This is a genomic window from Arboricoccus pini, from assembly GCF_900187945.1.
GTDB lineage: Bacteria > Pseudomonadota > Alphaproteobacteria > Geminicoccales > Geminicoccaceae > Arboricoccus > Arboricoccus pini.
Window position 1 is genome coordinate 258,365 of sequence record NZ_FYEH01000002.1, and the last position, 16,670, is coordinate 275,034.

15 protein-coding genes, 1 tRNA gene and 1 other RNA gene are annotated in these 16,670 nt (G+C 64.9%); 7 read left to right on the forward strand and 10 right to left on the reverse strand.

All coding sequences use genetic code 11. From position 1 onward, the window contains the following. Positions 1-66: 66 nt before the first annotated feature. Positions 67-600 (reverse strand): SspB family protein, encoded by a 534-nt coding sequence (locus tag CFB17_RS03955; RefSeq protein ID WP_088560091.1) that lies wholly within the window; start codon positions 598-600, stop codon positions 67-69. Between the two features lie 120 nt (positions 601-720). Further along, positions 721-1,055: a transfer-messenger RNA gene (gene ssrA / locus CFB17_RS03960) on the reverse strand. Between the two features lie 104 nt (positions 1,056-1,159). Here ssrA and thyX point away from each other — a divergent pair. Both thyX and CFB17_RS03970 read left to right on the forward strand, forming a co-directional pair. Beyond that, the gene (gene thyX, locus CFB17_RS03965) at positions 1,160-2,191 is read left to right on the forward strand and encodes an FAD-dependent thymidylate synthase (RefSeq protein ID WP_088560092.1); all 1,032 of its coding nucleotides are present in this window, start codon (positions 1,160-1,162) and stop codon (positions 2,189-2,191) included. A 381-nt stretch (positions 2,192-2,572) separates the two neighbouring features. Next, positions 2,573-3,469, forward strand: a complete 897-nt coding sequence (locus CFB17_RS03970; RefSeq protein ID WP_088560093.1) for an OmpA family protein — start codon at positions 2,573-2,575, stop codon at positions 3,467-3,469. Positions 3,470-3,636: 167 nt separating this feature from the next. Here the strand turns inward: CFB17_RS03970 and CFB17_RS03975 are convergent, their stop codons facing one another. The 4 genes from CFB17_RS03975 to CFB17_RS03990 form a co-directional block, all read right to left on the reverse strand. Beyond that, positions 3,637-5,169 (reverse strand): Y-family DNA polymerase, encoded by a 1,533-nt coding sequence (locus CFB17_RS03975; protein ID WP_088560094.1) that lies wholly within the window; start codon positions 5,167-5,169, stop codon positions 3,637-3,639. Beyond that, positions 5,075-5,941 carry an ImuA family protein gene (locus CFB17_RS03980; protein WP_088560095.1) on the reverse strand — a complete coding sequence of 289 codons (867 nt, stop codon included), beginning with the start codon at positions 5,939-5,941 and terminating at the stop codon, positions 5,075-5,077. Before CFB17_RS03980 ends, CFB17_RS03975 begins: the two co-directional genes overlap by 95 nt. A 148-nt stretch (positions 5,942-6,089) precedes the next feature. Then, complete coding sequence (locus CFB17_RS03985; RefSeq protein ID WP_088560096.1) at positions 6,090-6,986, reverse strand: hypothetical protein; 897 nt, start codon at positions 6,984-6,986, stop codon at positions 6,090-6,092. Positions 6,987-7,238: 252 nt separating this feature from the next. Then, positions 7,239-7,931 (reverse strand): response regulator transcription factor, encoded by a 693-nt coding sequence (locus CFB17_RS03990; RefSeq protein WP_088560097.1) that lies wholly within the window; start codon positions 7,929-7,931, stop codon positions 7,239-7,241. Between the two features lie 332 nt (positions 7,932-8,263). Between CFB17_RS03990 and CFB17_RS03995 the strand changes: the two genes are divergently transcribed. Genes CFB17_RS03995 through CFB17_RS04005 form a run of 3 tightly spaced genes read left to right on the forward strand, consistent with a single transcriptional unit; the run spans position 8,264 to position 10,954 of the window. Next, complete coding sequence (locus CFB17_RS03995) at positions 8,264-9,514, forward strand: SAM-dependent methyltransferase (RefSeq protein ID WP_088560098.1); 1,251 nt, start codon at positions 8,264-8,266, stop codon at positions 9,512-9,514. Then, positions 9,511-10,299, forward strand: a complete 789-nt coding sequence (locus tag CFB17_RS04000; RefSeq protein WP_088560099.1) for an alpha/beta fold hydrolase — start codon at positions 9,511-9,513, stop codon at positions 10,297-10,299. Before CFB17_RS03995 ends, CFB17_RS04000 begins: the two co-directional genes overlap by 4 nt. 10 nt (positions 10,300-10,309) lie before the next feature. Then, positions 10,310-10,954: a VOC family protein gene (locus tag CFB17_RS04005; RefSeq protein ID WP_165769412.1), complete on the forward strand. Its 645-nt coding sequence runs from the start codon at positions 10,310-10,312 to the stop codon at positions 10,952-10,954. Here the strand turns inward: CFB17_RS04005 and CFB17_RS04010 are convergent. Together CFB17_RS04010 and xth are read right to left on the reverse strand one after the other, a co-directional pair. Continuing rightward, entirely contained in the window at positions 10,934-11,497 is a 564-nt protein-coding gene (locus CFB17_RS04010; RefSeq protein ID WP_088560100.1) for a GNAT family N-acetyltransferase, read from the reverse strand. The genes CFB17_RS04005 and CFB17_RS04010 overlap by 21 nt on opposite strands. A gap of 6 nt (positions 11,498-11,503) precedes the next feature. Further along, entirely contained in the window at positions 11,504-12,295 is a 792-nt protein-coding gene (gene xth / locus CFB17_RS04015) for an exodeoxyribonuclease III (protein ID WP_088560248.1), read from the reverse strand. Between the two features lie 1,024 nt (positions 12,296-13,319). On the opposite strand from xth, the gene CFB17_RS04025 reads away from it, so the two are divergent. Beyond that, entirely contained in the window at positions 13,320-14,201 is an 882-nt protein-coding gene (locus CFB17_RS04025; RefSeq protein ID WP_165769413.1) for an anti-sigma factor family protein, read from the forward strand. A gap of 87 nt (positions 14,202-14,288) precedes the next feature. On the opposite strand, the gene CFB17_RS04030 is transcribed toward CFB17_RS04025, so the two are convergent. Both CFB17_RS04030 and CFB17_RS04035 read right to left on the reverse strand, forming a co-directional pair. Further along, positions 14,289-15,476, reverse strand: coding sequence for a DNA recombination protein RmuC (locus CFB17_RS04030; protein WP_088560103.1), 1,188 nt, complete (start codon positions 15,474-15,476; stop codon positions 14,289-14,291). Between the two features lie 358 nt (positions 15,477-15,834). Continuing rightward, a tRNA-His gene (locus CFB17_RS04035) sits at positions 15,835-15,911 on the reverse strand. Positions 15,912-16,224: 313 nt separating this feature from the next. Between CFB17_RS04035 and CFB17_RS04040 the strand changes: the two genes are divergently transcribed. Beyond that, positions 16,225-16,563 (forward strand): P-II family nitrogen regulator, encoded by a 339-nt coding sequence (locus tag CFB17_RS04040; RefSeq protein ID WP_088560104.1) that lies wholly within the window; start codon positions 16,225-16,227, stop codon positions 16,561-16,563. Positions 16,564-16,670: the final 107 nt, after the last annotated feature.

A 16,670-nucleotide genomic window follows, 5' to 3' on the forward strand; every position in this document is an offset into this window, starting at 1 on the left:
CTTGTCAATCGCCCCAGGCGATGATCGGGCGCCCACCTGGGGCATGCCGCCCCCCGAGCGAGCCGACTATTTCTTGCGGAACCGGTCGAGGGCCACGACCTTAGCGCCGTCGTCTGGCGCCCCCTCGTTCTCCTCGGCCTCGTTTTTCTCGTCGGCCGTATCGGCGCTCGGCGGCGCGCCGTCCTTGAACCCATGAACGATCGCATCACGCGGAGCAGTTGGCAGGCTCACGACCTGTTGGTCGGGCTCGATCGTGAATTGCAGGCCAAACTCGGCCCCGGGGTCGGCGAAGACCTTGATGGCGCTGAAGGGGATGCGAAGGCGCTCGGGCTGGTTGTTGAAGCTGAGCGTGACGGCAAAGCCCTCGTCGTCCACTTCCAGCTCCCAGAACTGGTATTGAAGGACGATGGTCATCTCGCCCGGATAGCGCTCCTTGAGATAGTCGGCGATGTCGACACCAGGATCGCCCGTGCGGAAGGTGATGTAGAAATGATGCGAGCCGACCATGCCCTCGGCGGCCACGCGCTGCAGCACGTCGCGCACCACGGTCCTGAGCGCTTGCTCCACCAGCCGTCCATATTCGAGTTGCCGCTTCGACATCCCGGCCGAACCACCTTTAGCTGCTGACAACGGCCCCCATGTCGGCATCGACGAGGAGGCGCCATCCCTTCTGCGACATCCAAGCCCTGGGCCGGTCACGGCCATGAGGGTTCGGCAACGAGTGGGGGGCTTCTGTTGCCCGGCGCCCCCCGAGCCGCGCTTTTCACTGCTGATTAGGCAGCGAGAGCGGTGACCGAACGGTTATCGTTGGCACTTGTATTCGGCCCGATAACGGCGGAACCATGCCGGGCAAAAGCCGTCCCTTTACCACGCACGTCGATCCTAATTCGCCCCCTCGGTCCCAGCCGAGCAATCACCTCGGCCTCAGTCAAGGATGGTGGAGGCGCCGGGCTCTGCCCCCGGGTCCGTAACGCTTATTCTGAACGGCGTTTATCGCCATAGCCGGAGCTACCGGCGTCTTTGAATATAAGCGGTTCCGAGGTGCATGCAACGGCCGTGGTACCGCATGGGGCGTCAGGCTATCCAACTCTCGACGTCCGGCCTCGCGATGGCCTAGTAGAAGGGCCGCATTGCTCATTTCTCACAACCGGAGATAATCATGGCGTTGGACGCGCAAAAAGAGGCCGAGATCGACGCGCTCCGCGCGGAGAGCCAGGAGACCAGGCGCGCCACCGTCCCAGCCCTCGAGGCACTGCTCTACAAACCTCTGCCCGTCCTCGACCACGGTTTCATCCGCGTCATCGACTATATGGGCGACGATCCCGGCATCGTACAGGCTGCCCGCGTCAGTTACGGCCGCGGCACCAAACAGGTGAGCAATGACAAAGCGCTCATTAACTATCTCATGCGTCGTCACCACACCTCGCCCTTCGAGATGTGCGAAATCAAGCTGCACGTGAAGCTGCCGATCTTCGTAGCCCGGCAGTGGATCCGCCACCGCACCGCCAACGTCAACGAGTACTCGGCGCGCTATTCGGTCCTGGATCGCGAGTTTTACGTGCCCGACCGGAAGTTCATGAAGCTCATGCAAGTCGAGCGCCAGCAGCAGAGCAACCAAGCCGGCCTCTTCGGTGCCCTGGACGCCGCTACGCCCGAGCACACGGCCCAGCAATCGACCACCAACAAGCAGGGTCGCGAAGCAGTTCTTGAGAGCGAGGCAGCGGCCCAGGTCCTGCGCAACATCAAGCGCGTCTCCGAGAGCAGTTTCACGGCCTACGAGAAGCTCCTGGGCGAGGATGGCGAAGGCGGCGTCGAGGGCTTCGGCATCGCCCGCGAACTTGCGCGCATGGTGCTGCCGCTCAATACCTACACCCAGTGGTATTGGAAGATCGATCTTCACAACCTCTTGCATTTCACCCGCCTGCGCGCCGATGGCCACGCGCAGTACGAGATCAGGGCCTATGCCGACCGCCTGATCGAGATCCTGCAGGCTTGGGTCCCGCTGACCTACGCGGCCTTTGCGAACTATCGCAAGGACGCGGCCGTCCTCTCGTCCAACGCGCAGGAATTGCTGCGCCGTCATCTGGCCGGTGACACGAATGTCACATTTTCGGATGTGGGCATGACTAAACGGGAGTGGCTCGAGCTGGTCACATTGTTTCCGGCGCTGGACAAGACCGCGAATACCTGACCGCCAAGGTCTTCGCGCACACCTTTGCCACGTTCTATTGGCGCGTTCAGGCAACAGGCCGGTGCTTTTCCATCCACTCCACGTGGAACTTGGCTTGCCGCGCAAGATTAAACCTCGCACATGAGGCGGGACGGCAGACCCATCGCGTGGTCCTCGCGGGCCTTGAGGTGGACTGCTGAATGATTGCCCGCTCGGAAACCGACGAAGGTCGATTGTATTGAAAGAGCCGACGCCATGCCTTCGACAGACTTTCGCCCTTGAGGCGAAAATCGACAGGCCATGCATGGAGTCGATCGTCCGGCTTGAATTCGAGTCGCGATTGAGGGGGCCTTGTCCTGTGATCTTTATAACCTCGCTTTGAAAGAGGGGAGCTCTGCTGCGATGAAGAAGCTTCTGTCCACCGTCTCGGTGATGAGCGCGCTGACGCTCCTTGCTGCTTGCGGCAGCCAGCCGCCGGGCTACACCAACCTGTTCGGCAAGTGGGGCATGCAGTTTCCCGCCGACCGCGACTACAAGGAAGCGACGGCGGCCGGCAGTTCGGTCTCGGGTGGCGCCTATAATGAGGCTCTCTACAAGGAGACCATGGAGAACGCCGCCTACGAGCATGACAAGATGCAGGACTGGCGGAGCACTATCATCTACTCCGATCAGGCCAAGAACGTCGCGGCTGGCGGCACCTACGAGCCTTTCGTCCTTAGCGAGTGGCAGCTTCCCGCCGACAAAGTGGACGAGCTCTCCTCGGCCCGTGCGCGCCTCGTGACGGCGCTTGCCAACGGCTCGACCACCAGCAAGCCCGACGCGGCCGCCCGCGCGCTCGCCAAGTTCAATTGCTGGGTCGAGCAGCAGCGCGAGAACTTCCAGCCCAAGGACATCGCCTATTGCCGCGATGCCTTCCTGGCGGCTCTCGAGCAGATCGAGACCCAGAAGTCCGAGTTCCCCGAGGTTGTCTCGCTGAACGCCGACGTGTTTTTCGACTTCGACAAGTCGAAGATCCGCTCCGACGCCCTGCCGGTCCTGAACGACGTCGCCAAGATGCTGGTCGAGGACACCAGCACCCAGGTCTTCGTCTGGGGCTTCACCGACACGGCCGGCTCGGCGGCCTATAATCAGCGCCTCTCGGTGCGTCGCGCCCAGTCCGTCGCCGGCTACCTTGAAAAGCAGGGTGTCACGGCCAACCGCCTGACCATCCAGGGCTTCGGCGAGACCCGTCTGGCCGTACCCACCAAGGACAACACGCCCGAGCAGGCCAATCGTCGCGTGGAAATCCGTCGCCGCTGATCCTTGCGGCCGTCGTGGCCTGGAACCGCTCATGGGCGGCACCGGGCCACGACGGCACGAGGACGGAACTCTCGTCGCGGCGATCAAGGGTGCTTTTCATCAAGCACCCTTTTTCTTTGCCCGCCGGCTGGCCGATCTCAGTTTCTTCGCTCGGCGCCGGGCCGTCCTCAGTCGAAGCGGCCATGCACCACCCAGCCCCCCCAGGCGAGGCTTTGGCTCGCATCCTCGCGACAAAGCCAGAAGCGGCGCCCGTCGCGCAGGATCGCCACGACATAGTCCCTGGGAGGCGCCGTCGCGTCCTCCGGCCGCCACCATTCGGGCAGGATTCGCTCCGGCCCCTCCAAAATCCCCACCTCTTCCGGCCGCAGGCCCAGCGCCTCAGGCCTTGGGCGGGCGGCTAACAGCCGAAGCGGCCGCGGCGAAAGAGGAGGCCAGGCGGTCGCCGTCGCAGGCTCCGCCAGCCGCCGCTGCCGCACCGCCCGCTCTGGCACGTGGCTGGCCACAGGCTCGAGCCGCACCACCCGGTCAGCCCCCAGCCTGAGCTCCAGTTGATCGGCCAGGCGCGCCAGATCGGCCGACCTGTCCACACTCTCGCCGGTCCCTCCGGTCTGCGCGGGCTTGAGCGGCATCATCTCCATGATCTGGAGTTCCAGCCTCTCGATACCCTCCTCCGAGCGCAGCAGCAGGTCCTCCAGTCGTAACCGCAGGAGGCGGCGCAGATGCGCCAGCTCCCGCGTCGGCCGGCCGAGCCCGATCTCCAGCCGTTTCGCCTGGCCGTGTGGCCGGGTCAACACCAGCACCAGCCGCAAGGCCCCCTGTTCGGCATGCTCGAGCCGCTGGCAGAGAAGCTCCAAAAGCCCCAGCGCCACCGCCTCGATATCCTCCGTCCGCCCGATCGGCTGGGCAAAATTCCTGGCCTCGGCCAGAGCGAACGTCTCGGCCACCGGCCGCAGCGGCCAGGGTCGCCGACCTTCGAGCTGATCCAGCCGGTGCACGATGTCCGCCCCGTAGCGCCGCGCCAAAGCCGCGCGCGGCATCGCCATGACCTGTGCCAGCCGGTGAAAGCCCAGCCGGTGCAGGGCCCGCCCGGTCCTGGGCTGCAACCGCAAGGCCGCCAGTGGCAGATGCTGCAGCCGCGGATCGGCGGTCTTCAGGATCCGGCGATCACCAGCACCGAAACGCGCCCAGGCCCAGGCGGCCAGGGGATCGGCCGCCAGGGCGACCCGCGTCGTCAGGCCCCGCCGTGCCAGAACATCTTGAACCTGCCAGAGCAAGGCGCGCGCACCGCCAAAGAGATGCAGACAGCCCGCCATGTCGAGGAGCAGGCTGGCACCGCCGCCTTCCTCGCGGGCCTCGATCGCCGCATCCGCCACGACGATAGGCGACCAGCGCTGGCACCAGCGCGCCAGGGCCTCCAATCCTTCCCGCTCGACCTGCAGGTCGGCCTCGGCGCTAACCAGCGCCGGGCAGAGCCCGTAGGCATCGGCCAGCCGCATACCGGGCCGCAGCCCCGCCGCCCGCGCGCCGGCATCCACCGCCCGCAGGACCGGCATGCCCGCCTCGGGGGCTACGAGGACAAAAGGCGCAGGCTCGCCCGGCGTGCCTTCAAGTGCGAGCGAAGCTTTGCCCGTCCTCCGCCGCCTTTGCCACAGCTCCAGGGACCAATGGCGAAGCCAGATCGAAAGCCAGGGTCCGCTCATTCCAGCTTACCGTCCAAAAGCTCGGCTGGGCACCTTTGGCCCGCCACAAAGAGAGCCGGAAGGACGGCCCGCGCGGCCGCAACCGCCAAGGAGCCGGATCGTCCGCCGCCAGGATCGCCCTCGGCATCGGCTCGGCCCAAAATCGCGTCAACGCTGCATTGGGCGCGCTCTCCAGCGCACCATGCCGCAAAACCAGCCCGGCCCCACCGCCTGATTCCAGGGCTATCTGCAGCCTTCGACTCGTCACCAGATCGAACGCCTCCGTCTCGACGACCGTGCACGCCACCGCCTGCGAGCGCATCGCCATCGACGCCGCCCAGAACGTCTCCTCGGCGTCCCGTGCACGGATATGGATGAGCCTTGCCGGATCGATCCCGTAGGGCCGCAGGCCCGGCCCATAGAGCTCGCCCTGCAGCCGCGCCAGCCCGTCGCTGCGGCACCAGACCAGGGCACCCTTGCGATCCAGGAAGCGGCGCGCCATGCCGGCCGTAACGGCGGTCGCCGACGGCCCCGCCACCTCGTGCAGCGCCATGGTCGGCAGCCCGTTCCAAGGGAGCGCCCGGTCGATCGGCGCGCCCAGCCTCGCCACCGGCCGTCCATCCACACGGTGGGCCACGCCGCCGCCGCCTTCGATGGCACGAATCCGCGCCTTCAAACCCTCGAGGTCGACGGCCTGTCCGCATCCATCCCTCTCTTTGGCATTGGCAGCATGGTCATGACCCGAAGGACGGTCATGACCGGCGAAGCGATCATGGAACGACTCTGTCGACATAGGCTCCAGCCTCATGGAAGAGGAATATCCCGGCGAATGCCCGGTTAATGTTCTCCTTTTGTTCTATAAGCCTTGATAAGAGTCAAGCACCTCGGACGACCGCGGTCTGCCCGCCTGCCAGGAGCATGTAGCTCGAAGCCGCCATGACTCAGGGCGGCCGACCCGCCCGACCCAGTGCGGTCGACAGCCCTGCCCGCAGATCGGGCGGCCAAGCTGCCGCATTGAGGTCGACTGGCCGGCCTTCCCGTGCCTGGCGCCGCAAGGCTTCAAGTCGCCTGGCGGCCGCAAAACCGCCCTCAGGATCGGTCTGCGCCCGTCGTGCCACGGCGTCGAGCAAAGCAAGATCGCAGCCTTCCGCCGTTCCGATCCGCTCTGCCTCGTTCATGACGAGATCGCGCAGGCGACGGGCCGCCTGGCCGAGCACGCTCGCCTCGCGGCGCGCCGCCCGGCGGATCACGCTGCATGCGAGCTCGGGCGAGGCGCAGGTGCCGGCCCACCAGCCGAATTCACCCTGGCCCTGCCGCTCCTCCATCTCGAGAAAAGGATCTGGTCCCTCCGGAACCGCTCCCATGGCCGGCGCGTAAGGCGCGAGCCTTGCCGCCTCGGCGACATCCGCATCCTGCTGGCGCCGCCATCGGCGCTCCAGCACCTTGGCCGATGGCGGGCGCCGGATCGGCGGCGGATCGGCGGCCATGGCCCTCATCTCGCCGGCAACCGCTTCGGCCAGTTCCGTCGCCGGATGCTGCCCAGCCCTTACCGCGCCCAGCACGAACGTGACGGCGCGAAGATCACCTCCCGCCACGGCCAGTTCCAGCATCTCCATGGCCAATTCCGCCAAACGGGCCAGACGCTCGGCCGCCGGCAAGGCCAGCATGGCGCGATAATGGCTGACGAGGTTGGCAAAGCCACGGTCACGCAAAAGGGCACTTATCGCATGCGGCTCGGCCCGTTCGATAGCGCCCACCTCGGCCGGTGTCGCGCCAGCCGCCAGCCGCACGGCCATGCGCCGGCGATCACCGCGTCGCCTGAAGGTGTAGTGCCGCATGCCGCAACTGCTCGAGGACCAAGTCATACAGGAATGTTATAGGAAATTGTTCCTAATTACAAGCGGCGAACTTAGCCCGTTGCCGGCGCTAGGATCCCACTCTTCTAGCGGCTGGCACCTCGAAAGGCCCATGCCCCATGGCTTAACGCCAGGGCCACGGGCGACGAGTGCGAAGTCCGGCCAATCTCCCACATTGAACCCGCAGCGTCGTCCCGATTGGCAGGCGCCGACGCAGGTGACCCCTTTGCCGCCCTAGCCCTTCGGGGTGCGCACCAGCCGATAGCCGTCAGGCTCGGTCACCAGAATTGTCACCGTCCCGGCCACGGGCTCGATCTTCTGCCGCAGCCGGTAGACGTGCGTTTCGAGCGTATGGGTGGTCACGCCGGCATTATAGCCCCAGACCTCGCCCAGGAGCGTCTCGCGCTTCACCGCGCGATCGCCCGCCCGGTAGAGATATTTCAAGATCGCGGTCTCCTTCTCGGTGAGATGGATCCGCTTGCTGCCCTGGGTCAGCATCTTGGCGGCCGGCCGGAAGCTGTAGGGACCAATCTCGAAGCTCGCATCGTCGGAGAGCTCGAATTGACGAAGCTGGGCGCGCAGCCTCGCCATCAATACCCCCAGCCTGACGGGCTTGGTAATATAGTCGTTGGCGCCGCTATCGAGCCCTTCAATCTGGTCGGCGTCGCCGTCATGCCCGGTCAACATGATGATAGGGGCCTTGATTCCCGTCTGACGGAGTTCGCGGCAAAGGTCGCGGCCGTCGCCATCGGGCAGACCCACATCGACGACAATGCCGTCATAGGGATCGCGCATGAGGTCGCGCGCCTCGGCACAGCTGCCGGCCTGGTCGACTGCGAACCCTTCCGTCAAGGCAAGCTGGCCTGCGAGTTCGGCACGGAAAGGCTCGTCATCGTCGACGATGAGGAGACGGTACTGAATAGCCATCTTTTTTTTCGCGCCTTCAGACTGGTGCTACAATTCTTGACCACAGCGATCTGGCAGGCCGCAGGCATGTGTCGCCAGGCAATAATTCCTTAAGCAACACTATCTGGACGGCACACACCAGATCAGGCTGATCCAAAAGTGGTTGAGAACCGCTTTGGTGCCACAAAAACATCAATTAGAATCCCTTGAGAAGGAGTGTTGCACGCACTCGCCTTGACGATGCCGCATGTTTGTGGCGGGCGTTCTTCATGTTCGGCGCGCAATCGTGGGCGCGCTTGGTGAACCGTTCTTTGTTGCGACGACGATGCAAGCGTCGTCTCCTGAGAGGCTCGATGTTACTGGATCCAATGTTGCGCCGGCTTATCAAGATCGGCGATTTGACCGTGATCGATGCCGAAGGCGCCACGCACCGCTTTCAAGGCGAAGGTGGCCCCAAGGCGACGATCAGGCTGCACGACAAGGCGCTGGAGCGTGAAATCCTGCTCCGCCCCGATCCGACCGTGGGCGATGCCTATATGGATGGCCGGCTCACGATTGAGGAGGGCGATCTTCTCGATTTCATCATGATCGCCTTCGAGAACAGCCAGCGCATCAACTGGAATTTCGGCGGCGTGGCCGGCGCAAAGTCCTTTCTCGACCGATTGTTGCGGCGTTTCCACAGTTGGAATTCCAAGCGCGCTGCGCAGAACAATATCAGCCGGCACTACGATCTTTCGGGCGCGCTCTACGAGCTGTTCCTCGACGAGGAGCGGTCCTACACGATGGCCTATTTCCCGACCGGCCGAGAGACGATCGAGGAGGCGCAGCGGAACAAGGAGTTGCATCTGGCCTCGAAGCTCGCCCTCAAACCCGGCCACTCGGTCATCGATCTCGGCTGCGGCTGGGGCACGCTCGGCCTCTTCCTCGCCCGCAACTACGACGTCGAGGTCACCGGCGTAACGCTCTCGATCGAGCAGTGCCGCTGGGCGAACGACCGCGCCCGCGCACTTGGCCTCGAGAAGCGGGCCCGCTTCCTGCACCAGGATTATCGCGACGCAGAGGGCCGCTTCGATCGCGTCGTCTCGGTCGGCATGCTCGAGCATGTGGGCATCAGCGACTTCCCCACTTTTTTCAGCAAGACCAGGGACCTCCTCAAGGATGACGGCGTCGCCGTCATCCACTCGATCGGCCGGGCCGCTGGACCGGGTTTCACCAGTCACTGGATCAGGAAGCACATCTTCCCCGGCGGCTACATACCGGCCCTCTCGGAGGTTGTACCCTCGATCGAGCGCCTGGGCCTTTGGATCACCGACGTCGAGATCTTGCGGCTGCATTATGCCGAGACGCTGCGCCTCTGGCGGCAGAAATTCCACCAGAACGAGGACAAGGTCAAAGCGCTCTACGACGAGCGCTTCGTACGCATGTGGGATTTCTACCTCGCCGGGGCCGAAGGCTTCTTTCGCGCCCAGGACGGCATGAATTTCCAGATCCAGATGACCCGGGAGCGCAGCACCCTGCCCCTGACTCGCGACTACATGCTGGACCATGAACGCAGCCGCCTGCGCCAGAATGGGGCCCCGGACGTGCGCGTCGCCGCCGAATGACCGTCGAACTCGCGAGCCGGGCCTTCGGGCCCGACGATCCGGGGCTGCCGCTGACGTCGATCCTGCACGGGCTGCTCGGCCAGGGCCGCAACTGGCAAGCGATCGCCAAGCGCCTGGCGCATGGGCGTCGCGTCCTCGCCGTCGACCTGCGCAATCACGGCCACAGCCCGCACGATCCCCTCATGACCTACGAAGCCATGGCCGGCGACCTCGCGGCCCTGATCGTCAAGTCGGGCGGCAGGGCCTCGGTCATCGGCCACAGCATGGGTGGCAAGGTCGCCATGATGCTGGCGCTGACGGCTCCCGAGCGCGTGGATCGCCTGGTCGTCATCGACGTCGCGCCGGTCACCTACAAGCACCGGGAATTCGCGCATTATCTGAGCGCCATGGCAAAGATCGACCCCGCCGGTTTTTCCCGCCGCGCCGACATCGAGGTGGCCCTGGCCGAGGTCGATCCCGACCCGCGCATCCGCGCCTTCCTGGCCTCCAACATCGAGGGCGCGCCCGGTGCGATGCGCTGGCTTCCCGACCTCTCGGCCCTCCAAGCGGGTCTGGACGACATACTGGGCTTCACACCGCCCGCCGGAGCAAGCTTTACCGAACCTTGCCTTTTTCTCGTCGGCGGCAAATCCGCCTATGTCCAGGAGCAACAGCGCGCGGTAATCCTGGATCTGTTCCCCAAGGCCACCATCAAGACGATCGCCGATGCCGGCCACTGGGTGCATGCCGACAAGCCGGCCGAGGTCTTGGAAGCACTCGAGGGGATCCTGCCTAGCGCCAACTGAGGAGCCGCTTATGGCGACTGAACTCGATCACCTCGTCGTCGGGGCCTCAAGCCTCGAACAGGGCATCGCCTACGTCGAATCGCAGTTGGGCGTCCAGGTCCCGCGCGGCGGCCGCCACGAGGCGATGCTGACGCACAACGCCGTCATGAGCCTGGGCCCCAACAATGTCTATTTCGAGATCCTAGCCATCGAGCCCGGCGCACCCGCCGCCGATGCGCCGCGCTGGTTCGGCATGGACGACCCGGCACTTGCCAGCCGCCTGGCCGAGCGCCCGCGCTTGATCGCCTGGGTAGCGCGCACCGACGAGCTGGCGATGCGCCTTGCCGCGGCCGGCGGCCGGTTCGGCCAGCCGGCCGATTTTCGCCGCGACTCGCTCTCCTGGAAATTCGGCTTGCATCCGACCGGCCTGAACGAGGGTGCGCCCGCCACGCCGGTCCTCATCGAATGGCCAGCCAACGTCCACCCGGCGCCGGGCCTGGCCGACCTTGGCGTCAGGCTCGAGGAGATCATCCTCCATCATCCCGATCCGGCCTGGTTGCGCTCTGAACTCAATGCCCTAGATTTCGATGATGCGGTCACGATCGAGGCAGGACCAGCACCCGCGCTCAGCGCCCGCTTCAAACGGCCCGACGGCTCAACCATCCTCATGGATTGAGGGATTAGCCAGCCGAAACAGCCGGTGCGGCCGCAGGGGATGCCCTTCGGGCACCATAGGCATGGCAAAATCGTCCTTGGGATCACGGCGCATGCCCAGATGCCGCATCAGCCCCTGCGAGGGCTCGTTCAAGGCCGCGGTGAAGGCCACGATCTCGGATAGCCCCAACTCGTTAAAGCCGAAGGCCAGGGCCGCCCGCGCCGCCTCGCTGGCCAGGCCTTGCCGCCAATAGCGCCTGGCCAGCCGCCAGCCTATCTCTACGCAGGGCGTAAAATGGGCGGTGAAACCCGGGTATGAGATCCCGACCATACCGATCAAGGGCGCCACACCCACATAGTCGACAGCCCAAAAGCCGAACCCGTTTTTCTCAAAGCCCGCCTCGATCCGCTCGATGATAGCGTCGCTGGCGTCAGCACCTATCGGCCCCAAGAGATAGCGCGTCACTTCGGGGTCCGCGTTAATGGCAGCAAACGGCGCCCGATCCGCCGCCGTCCAACGTCGAAGGCGGAGTCGTGATGTACGAAGTTCGGGCCCGCGGCACACCGTTCCTTAGACTTCCAGCTCTATCGTGACTGGCACATGGTCGGAGGGTTGCTCCCAGCCCCGCGCCTCGCGCTTGACCTCCATGCCCCTGAGCGCCGGTGCCAGCGCCGGCGACAGCCACACATGGTCGAGCCGACGCCCCCGGTTCGAGGCCGCCCAGTCCCGATTACGATAGGACCACCACGTATAAAGGCGCTCTTCGGGCGGGACGATCGCGCGCATCGCGTCGACAAATCCGTAGGCCGCCTGCAGGCGCTTCAGGCCGTCGGTCTCGACTGGCGTGTGCGAGACGACGTCCAAAAGCTGCTTGTGGCTCCAGACGTCGGTCTCGAGCGGCGCGATGTTAAGATCGCCCACCAGGATCATCTTCTTCCCGTCGCCCTCGCGCGCGCCATAAAAACCGGTCAGAGCCTCCAGCATGTCGAGCTTATGCTTGAATTTCCGGTTGACCTCGGGGTCGGGCACGTCGCCGCCCGCCGGCACGTAGAGATTATGCACCTCAATCCCGCCCGGCAATTCAACCACCGCATGCCGGCAATCATCGACATTGCACCATTTATGCGCGCGCGGCGCCTCCAGCGGCAGTTTCGACAGGACGGCCACGCCGTGATAGGCGCGCTGACCGTGGATATAGGCGTGATTGAAACCCAGCTCATGAAACAGGGCCATGGGGAAGAGCCCATCCTCGACCTTCGTCTCCTGCAGGCACAACACGTCGGGATTGATCTCCGCCGCGATGCGCCGAAGCAACTGGCCACGGATGCGGACGGAGTTGACATTCCAGGTAGTGAGCTTCAGCCGCAAGATCGCCTGTCCTCCTTCATAAGCCCGAGCGGCATAAAGGAAGAGCCCCAATAGGGCCAGCGCACGATGCGCTCAGGTCGGACGACGCCGCGCCGTTCGCAAAGATCGAAGAGTTCGCATCGCCGGCAGACAGGCAGTCGCGTCCGACAGACCTGCTTGCCGTGATTGAGGAGCCAGATATGAGCCACAGTCGCCAGGCCGCGGGAATGCAGTACGCCAACTGGTCGGCTACCCGCGCCGCGCTCCGGTCCCTTACGAGACCGAGCCGGCCAACCACGCGAAAGACATGCGTGTCGACCGGCACGACCGGCTCCTCCAGACGAAGCGCAGCATGATGTCGGCACATTTGCGCCCTATGCCCGGAAGACTGATGAGTTGCGCGCGGGTGCGCGGCAGCCGGCCGTCGAACCGCTCCTCCAGGGTTTTGAGCATCCGGCGAATGTTCCAGGCCTTCAGGCGATAAAGCCCAGACGGACGGATCAGCAGCAGCGGTGTCGCGATCCAGGGCCTGGGTATTCAGCATACAGGCTCGCAGACTTTCCCAGGCTTCATCCTTGATCTCTTGATCTTGACGCCCACCTGGGCGCCCCGCCGGATCGATACATTCTCCTCAGGCGCCTTGGCGGCTAGCCGCGCAAGAACCGTCTCGATCACCGTCTCAATCAGCGCCTCGGTCATATGGCGCGGCCGACTGCACGATGTTGAGCAGCGCCACGTCCAGCTTCGTCGCGATCATGCCCGGCCTCGTAGCGATGAGCCACAACTATGAAGGACGACAAAGCGACGGGGCGGGCGATCGTTCGGCCAAGATCGCCGACGAGCCCCGTCGTCTAGGCGTCGCGGCAGAGATTGCTGCATCGCGGTGCGCCAGCCGAGCTTTCCCGGCGTCGGCCTTGTCGGCGACACGCGAATGCTCTTGCATGCCGCTATCGATTCTCTCACAGTTGTCCTGGTGCCCGACGCATGCCAGGCACGACAAAGGGTCGTTGATCCGTCGACCGGATCGGGAGGTCCGCCGATGCAGTGTGCCGATCTCGAGCGCTACCTCGAGGCCTATCTGGACGGCCGGCTTGGCCGCACCCGGGCGGCTCTCTTAAGGCGGCATCTCAATCATTGCGGTCATTGCCGGCAGCGTGTCGACGAGCTCAGGCAATTCGAGCACGACATGCAGATTCGCATCCAGGCTCGGCAGCCGGCGATGTCGGTCTGGAGCGGCCTCGACCTCGACCTCGTGCGCACGCATGTGGTCCCGCAAGGCGGGATGATGCCGCCAACCCGCTTTTTCCAGCCGCCGCCGCACCCGACCAACCTCGTCAATGGCCTGGGCATCGCGTCACGCCTGCCCATGCAGGCGTCGCCCGCCAAGGCGCACATGGCGAGCCGCAGGCTGATGCCCAAGATCATTTTCGCCATCGTTGCGCTGGCCACGGCCGGAACCATGGTCATGAGCGCCGTGCGCCTGTTCAAGGCGCCTCCGCCCATCGGCTCGGCGGCGTATCGCATGATTGTCGAGACCGACGAGCCCCTGCCCTTGCAAAGCAGCGACCCCGTGCGATTGCAGCATTGGCTGACCTCGCAAAGCGGCCTGGCGATTCCGGCCCTGCCGCTGCCGGCGGGCTTCGCACTAGCCGGGGCTCGCGTCGAGCGCTCGGATGGCCAGGCGCATCCCGTCATCGTCTACCGGCAGGCCGGCAAGCCCCTGCTTTTGACCCTGACGCCGCTCCCCGACGCCGCGTCCGCGAGGAAGCCGGATATGGCCCCAATATTCATGCACGAGGACGGCTTCACGAAGATGACCTGGCGCGCCGACGGGTTCATCCACGAGGTGATCAGCGAAGCTTCGCCCAGCCAGCTCATGCCTTTTGATTCGAACGCGCCCGCAAGCTTGACCCCGCTTTAACCGGGACCAAGCAGTGCAAGGCGCGGTAGCCTCAGGCGAAGCCGTGTTCAGGCAGGGAGCGGCCCGGTCCCGTCTGAGGGATTTTACTCAGCGACGCGCCGAAAGACGGTCCAGGTCGTCGATGCGGCGTCCCAGCAAATCGCGGCGACCGGCGTTCAGGCCGCGCATGGCCTTCATCGCCTCATCAAGCTTGCGCTCGGCCAGAAGCGCTTCCTGATCATAGGCATCCCATGCGGTCCTGAATGCCAGGATGGCGTCGGCGAGCTCGCGGGCGTTGCGGCCGACCTCAAGCGCCCCACTGGTCTGGCGGATGACCGACAAGACCGCAAAAAGGGTGAGCGGCGCCGCCAGCACGACACGTTTGGCCAGTGCTTCGTCGAAGAGCTGAGGCGCGGTCTCGGCGATGACCTCGAAGACCCGCTCGTTCGGGATGAAAAGGATGGCCAGGTCGAGCGTGCCTTCCTCTGGCGCGATATAATTGCGCCCCGCCACCTCGGCGATCCTTGCCCGCACGTCGCGGATGAAGGCCTGGGCGGCCCTAGCCCGGACGTCCGCCTCCGGCGCGTCCTGGCTTTTCTGATAATTGTCGAAAGGAAACTTGACGTCGATGTTGAGGCGATAGTCGCCCGGCAGGAGGATCGTGAAGTCCGGCCGGCGACCATCTTCGGCGGCCTGCTGCCGCCTGAAGCTTATTCCCTCGACCAGACCGGCGCCACGCAGCACGTCTTCCGCCAGTCGCTCGCCCCATTGGCCCCGCGCCCGGGCACTGGCCAGCGTGCGACCCAACTGATGCGTGGTGGCGATCAGCGCCTGAGCCCGCTCGCCGGCCGTGCGCAGCTCTGCCTCCAGCTTGGCGAACTTGCCCTCACGGTCACGTTCCAGTTGCTGGACGAGTTGCCGCATGCGCTCCATCTGCTCCAGCACGGTACGCAGTCGCGCATCCAGTTCCCCACGCTCGGCTGCTTGTTGATGGCTCTGCAGCCGGCGTTCGCTCGACAAGGCGGTCGAAGTCTGCTGACCCAATTGTTCGGCCAGGCGGGCGAAGGTATTGAGCGAGATATCGCCAAAGGCCAACTTCACGCCGTCCAGGAGGGCCTCCGTCTCGGCCTGGCGCTGCCGCTCCGCCTCCATGAGCATGGCACGGCTTCGGGCGGCGACACTGCGCCGCCATATCCCCACCGAAAGCCCCCCCAGAAGGGCGCCCAGGAGGAAAACCGTGCCAAGGAGGAATGCCAGTCCGCCCGCGGTCGCCGTGTTCAAGCCCAGAACGATCAAACGCCGCCTTCCCGGTTAAGGCCACGAGAAGGGCTCCTCATAGCCGAGAAGGTACGCCAGGGACATTCTCAGCCCCGCCGCTACCTCCGGTGGAGGTCGCTTTCATTTCGCGCTGGCTACCAGGTGCGCGACGCGATCACGCGCTTTGGCAACGGCCTCGACGGACGCCGGACCCTGGTGGCGGGATCGACCCTAGCCGGGCTGGTCCACGCAGCTTGTCATCGGGTCGACCTGGAAGACCATTGGCCCATGGTCGCCAACTTGCTCGATGGTCGGCCGCGAGTTTGGAAGAACCGCCGATTTACGGGTAGCCCGCGAGTGAGACCGGCGGGTTCCCCGGCGATCTCGCTGGAAGGACTGGGGCGAGCGATGGGGATCGAACCCACGACCTCCAGTGCCACAAACTGGCGCTCTAACCAACTGAGCTACGCTCGCCGCAACGCGGGCGGTTTCTGGCGCAAACCGAGCCCGAGGTCAAGCATGGGGACATGGACCGTTGACAAGGGGTCACCTTGGCGCACCTGAAGGAACAAGAAGGCGCGAAGGACGGGACGACTGCCGATAAAATAGGCTTTTTGCCCATTTTATGGACTGATTGATAAGGGTCTACCGTTCGCCTAATCAACAGGCAGGAGAACATGGAGGATGGACCTCCTTGGCACGCTCCCTGCATCCCCGGCATAGAGGTCAGTGATGCTGCCTTGGCCTCTGGCAGGCAGTGCTGACATGACCAGGAGATCGACGCGAGATGAAGAAGATCGAGGCCGTCATCAAGCCGTTCAAGCTTGATGAAGTGAAGGAGGCTCTCCAGGAGGTCGGCCTCAAGGGGATGACCGTGACCGAGGTCAAGGGTTTCGGGCGTCAGAAAGGCCACACGGAACTCTATCGTGGTGCTGAGTACGTCGTCGACTTCCTGCCCAAGGTGAAGATCGAGATCGTCGTCGAGGAAAGCGTGGTCGAGCGAGCCGTGGAAGCAATCCAGCAGGCCGCCAAGACCGACCGCATCGGCGATGGCAAAATCTTTATCTACAATGTCGAGGACGCGATTCGCATCCGTACCGGCGAACGTGGCGGCGACGCCCTCTAAGGGAGCGCAACTGGTGGCTTGAACCGAAAGGCGGCCTTCCGGCCGCCGGCGGTGCGTCCTGACGAGCCCGAGAGATTGACCGGCCGGTGCCGAAAGGGCGATACGGG

Excerpts from the sequence above, each read along its gene's own strand:
- CFB17_RS03955 (WP_088560091.1), bottom strand. The coding sequence starts at position 600 with ATGTCGAAGCGGCAACTCGAATATGGACGGCTGGTGGAGCAAGCGCTC.
- thyX (WP_088560092.1), top strand. The coding sequence starts at position 1,160 with ATGGCGTTGGACGCGCAAAAAGAGGCCGAGATCGACGCGCTCCGCGCG.
- CFB17_RS03970 (WP_088560093.1), top strand. The coding sequence starts at position 2,573 with ATGAAGAAGCTTCTGTCCACCGTCTCGGTGATGAGCGCGCTGACGCTC.
- CFB17_RS03975 (WP_088560094.1), bottom strand. The coding sequence starts at position 5,169 with ATGAGCGGACCCTGGCTTTCGATCTGGCTTCGCCATTGGTCCCTGGAG.
- CFB17_RS03980 (WP_088560095.1), bottom strand. The coding sequence starts at position 5,941 with ATGTCGACAGAGTCGTTCCATGATCGCTTCGCCGGTCATGACCGTCCT.
- CFB17_RS03985 (WP_088560096.1), bottom strand. The coding sequence starts at position 6,986 with ATGCGGCACTACACCTTCAGGCGACGCGGTGATCGCCGGCGCATGGCC.
- CFB17_RS03990 (WP_088560097.1), bottom strand. The coding sequence starts at position 7,931 with ATGGCTATTCAGTACCGTCTCCTCATCGTCGACGATGACGAGCCTTTC.
- CFB17_RS03995 (WP_088560098.1), top strand. The coding sequence starts at position 8,264 with ATGTTACTGGATCCAATGTTGCGCCGGCTTATCAAGATCGGCGATTTG.
- CFB17_RS04000 (WP_088560099.1), top strand. The coding sequence starts at position 9,511 with ATGACCGTCGAACTCGCGAGCCGGGCCTTCGGGCCCGACGATCCGGGG.
- CFB17_RS04005 (WP_165769412.1), top strand. The coding sequence starts at position 10,310 with ATGGCGACTGAACTCGATCACCTCGTCGTCGGGGCCTCAAGCCTCGAA.
- CFB17_RS04025 (WP_165769413.1), top strand. The coding sequence starts at position 13,320 with ATGCAGTGTGCCGATCTCGAGCGCTACCTCGAGGCCTATCTGGACGGC.
- CFB17_RS04040 (WP_088560104.1), top strand. The coding sequence starts at position 16,225 with ATGAAGAAGATCGAGGCCGTCATCAAGCCGTTCAAGCTTGATGAAGTG.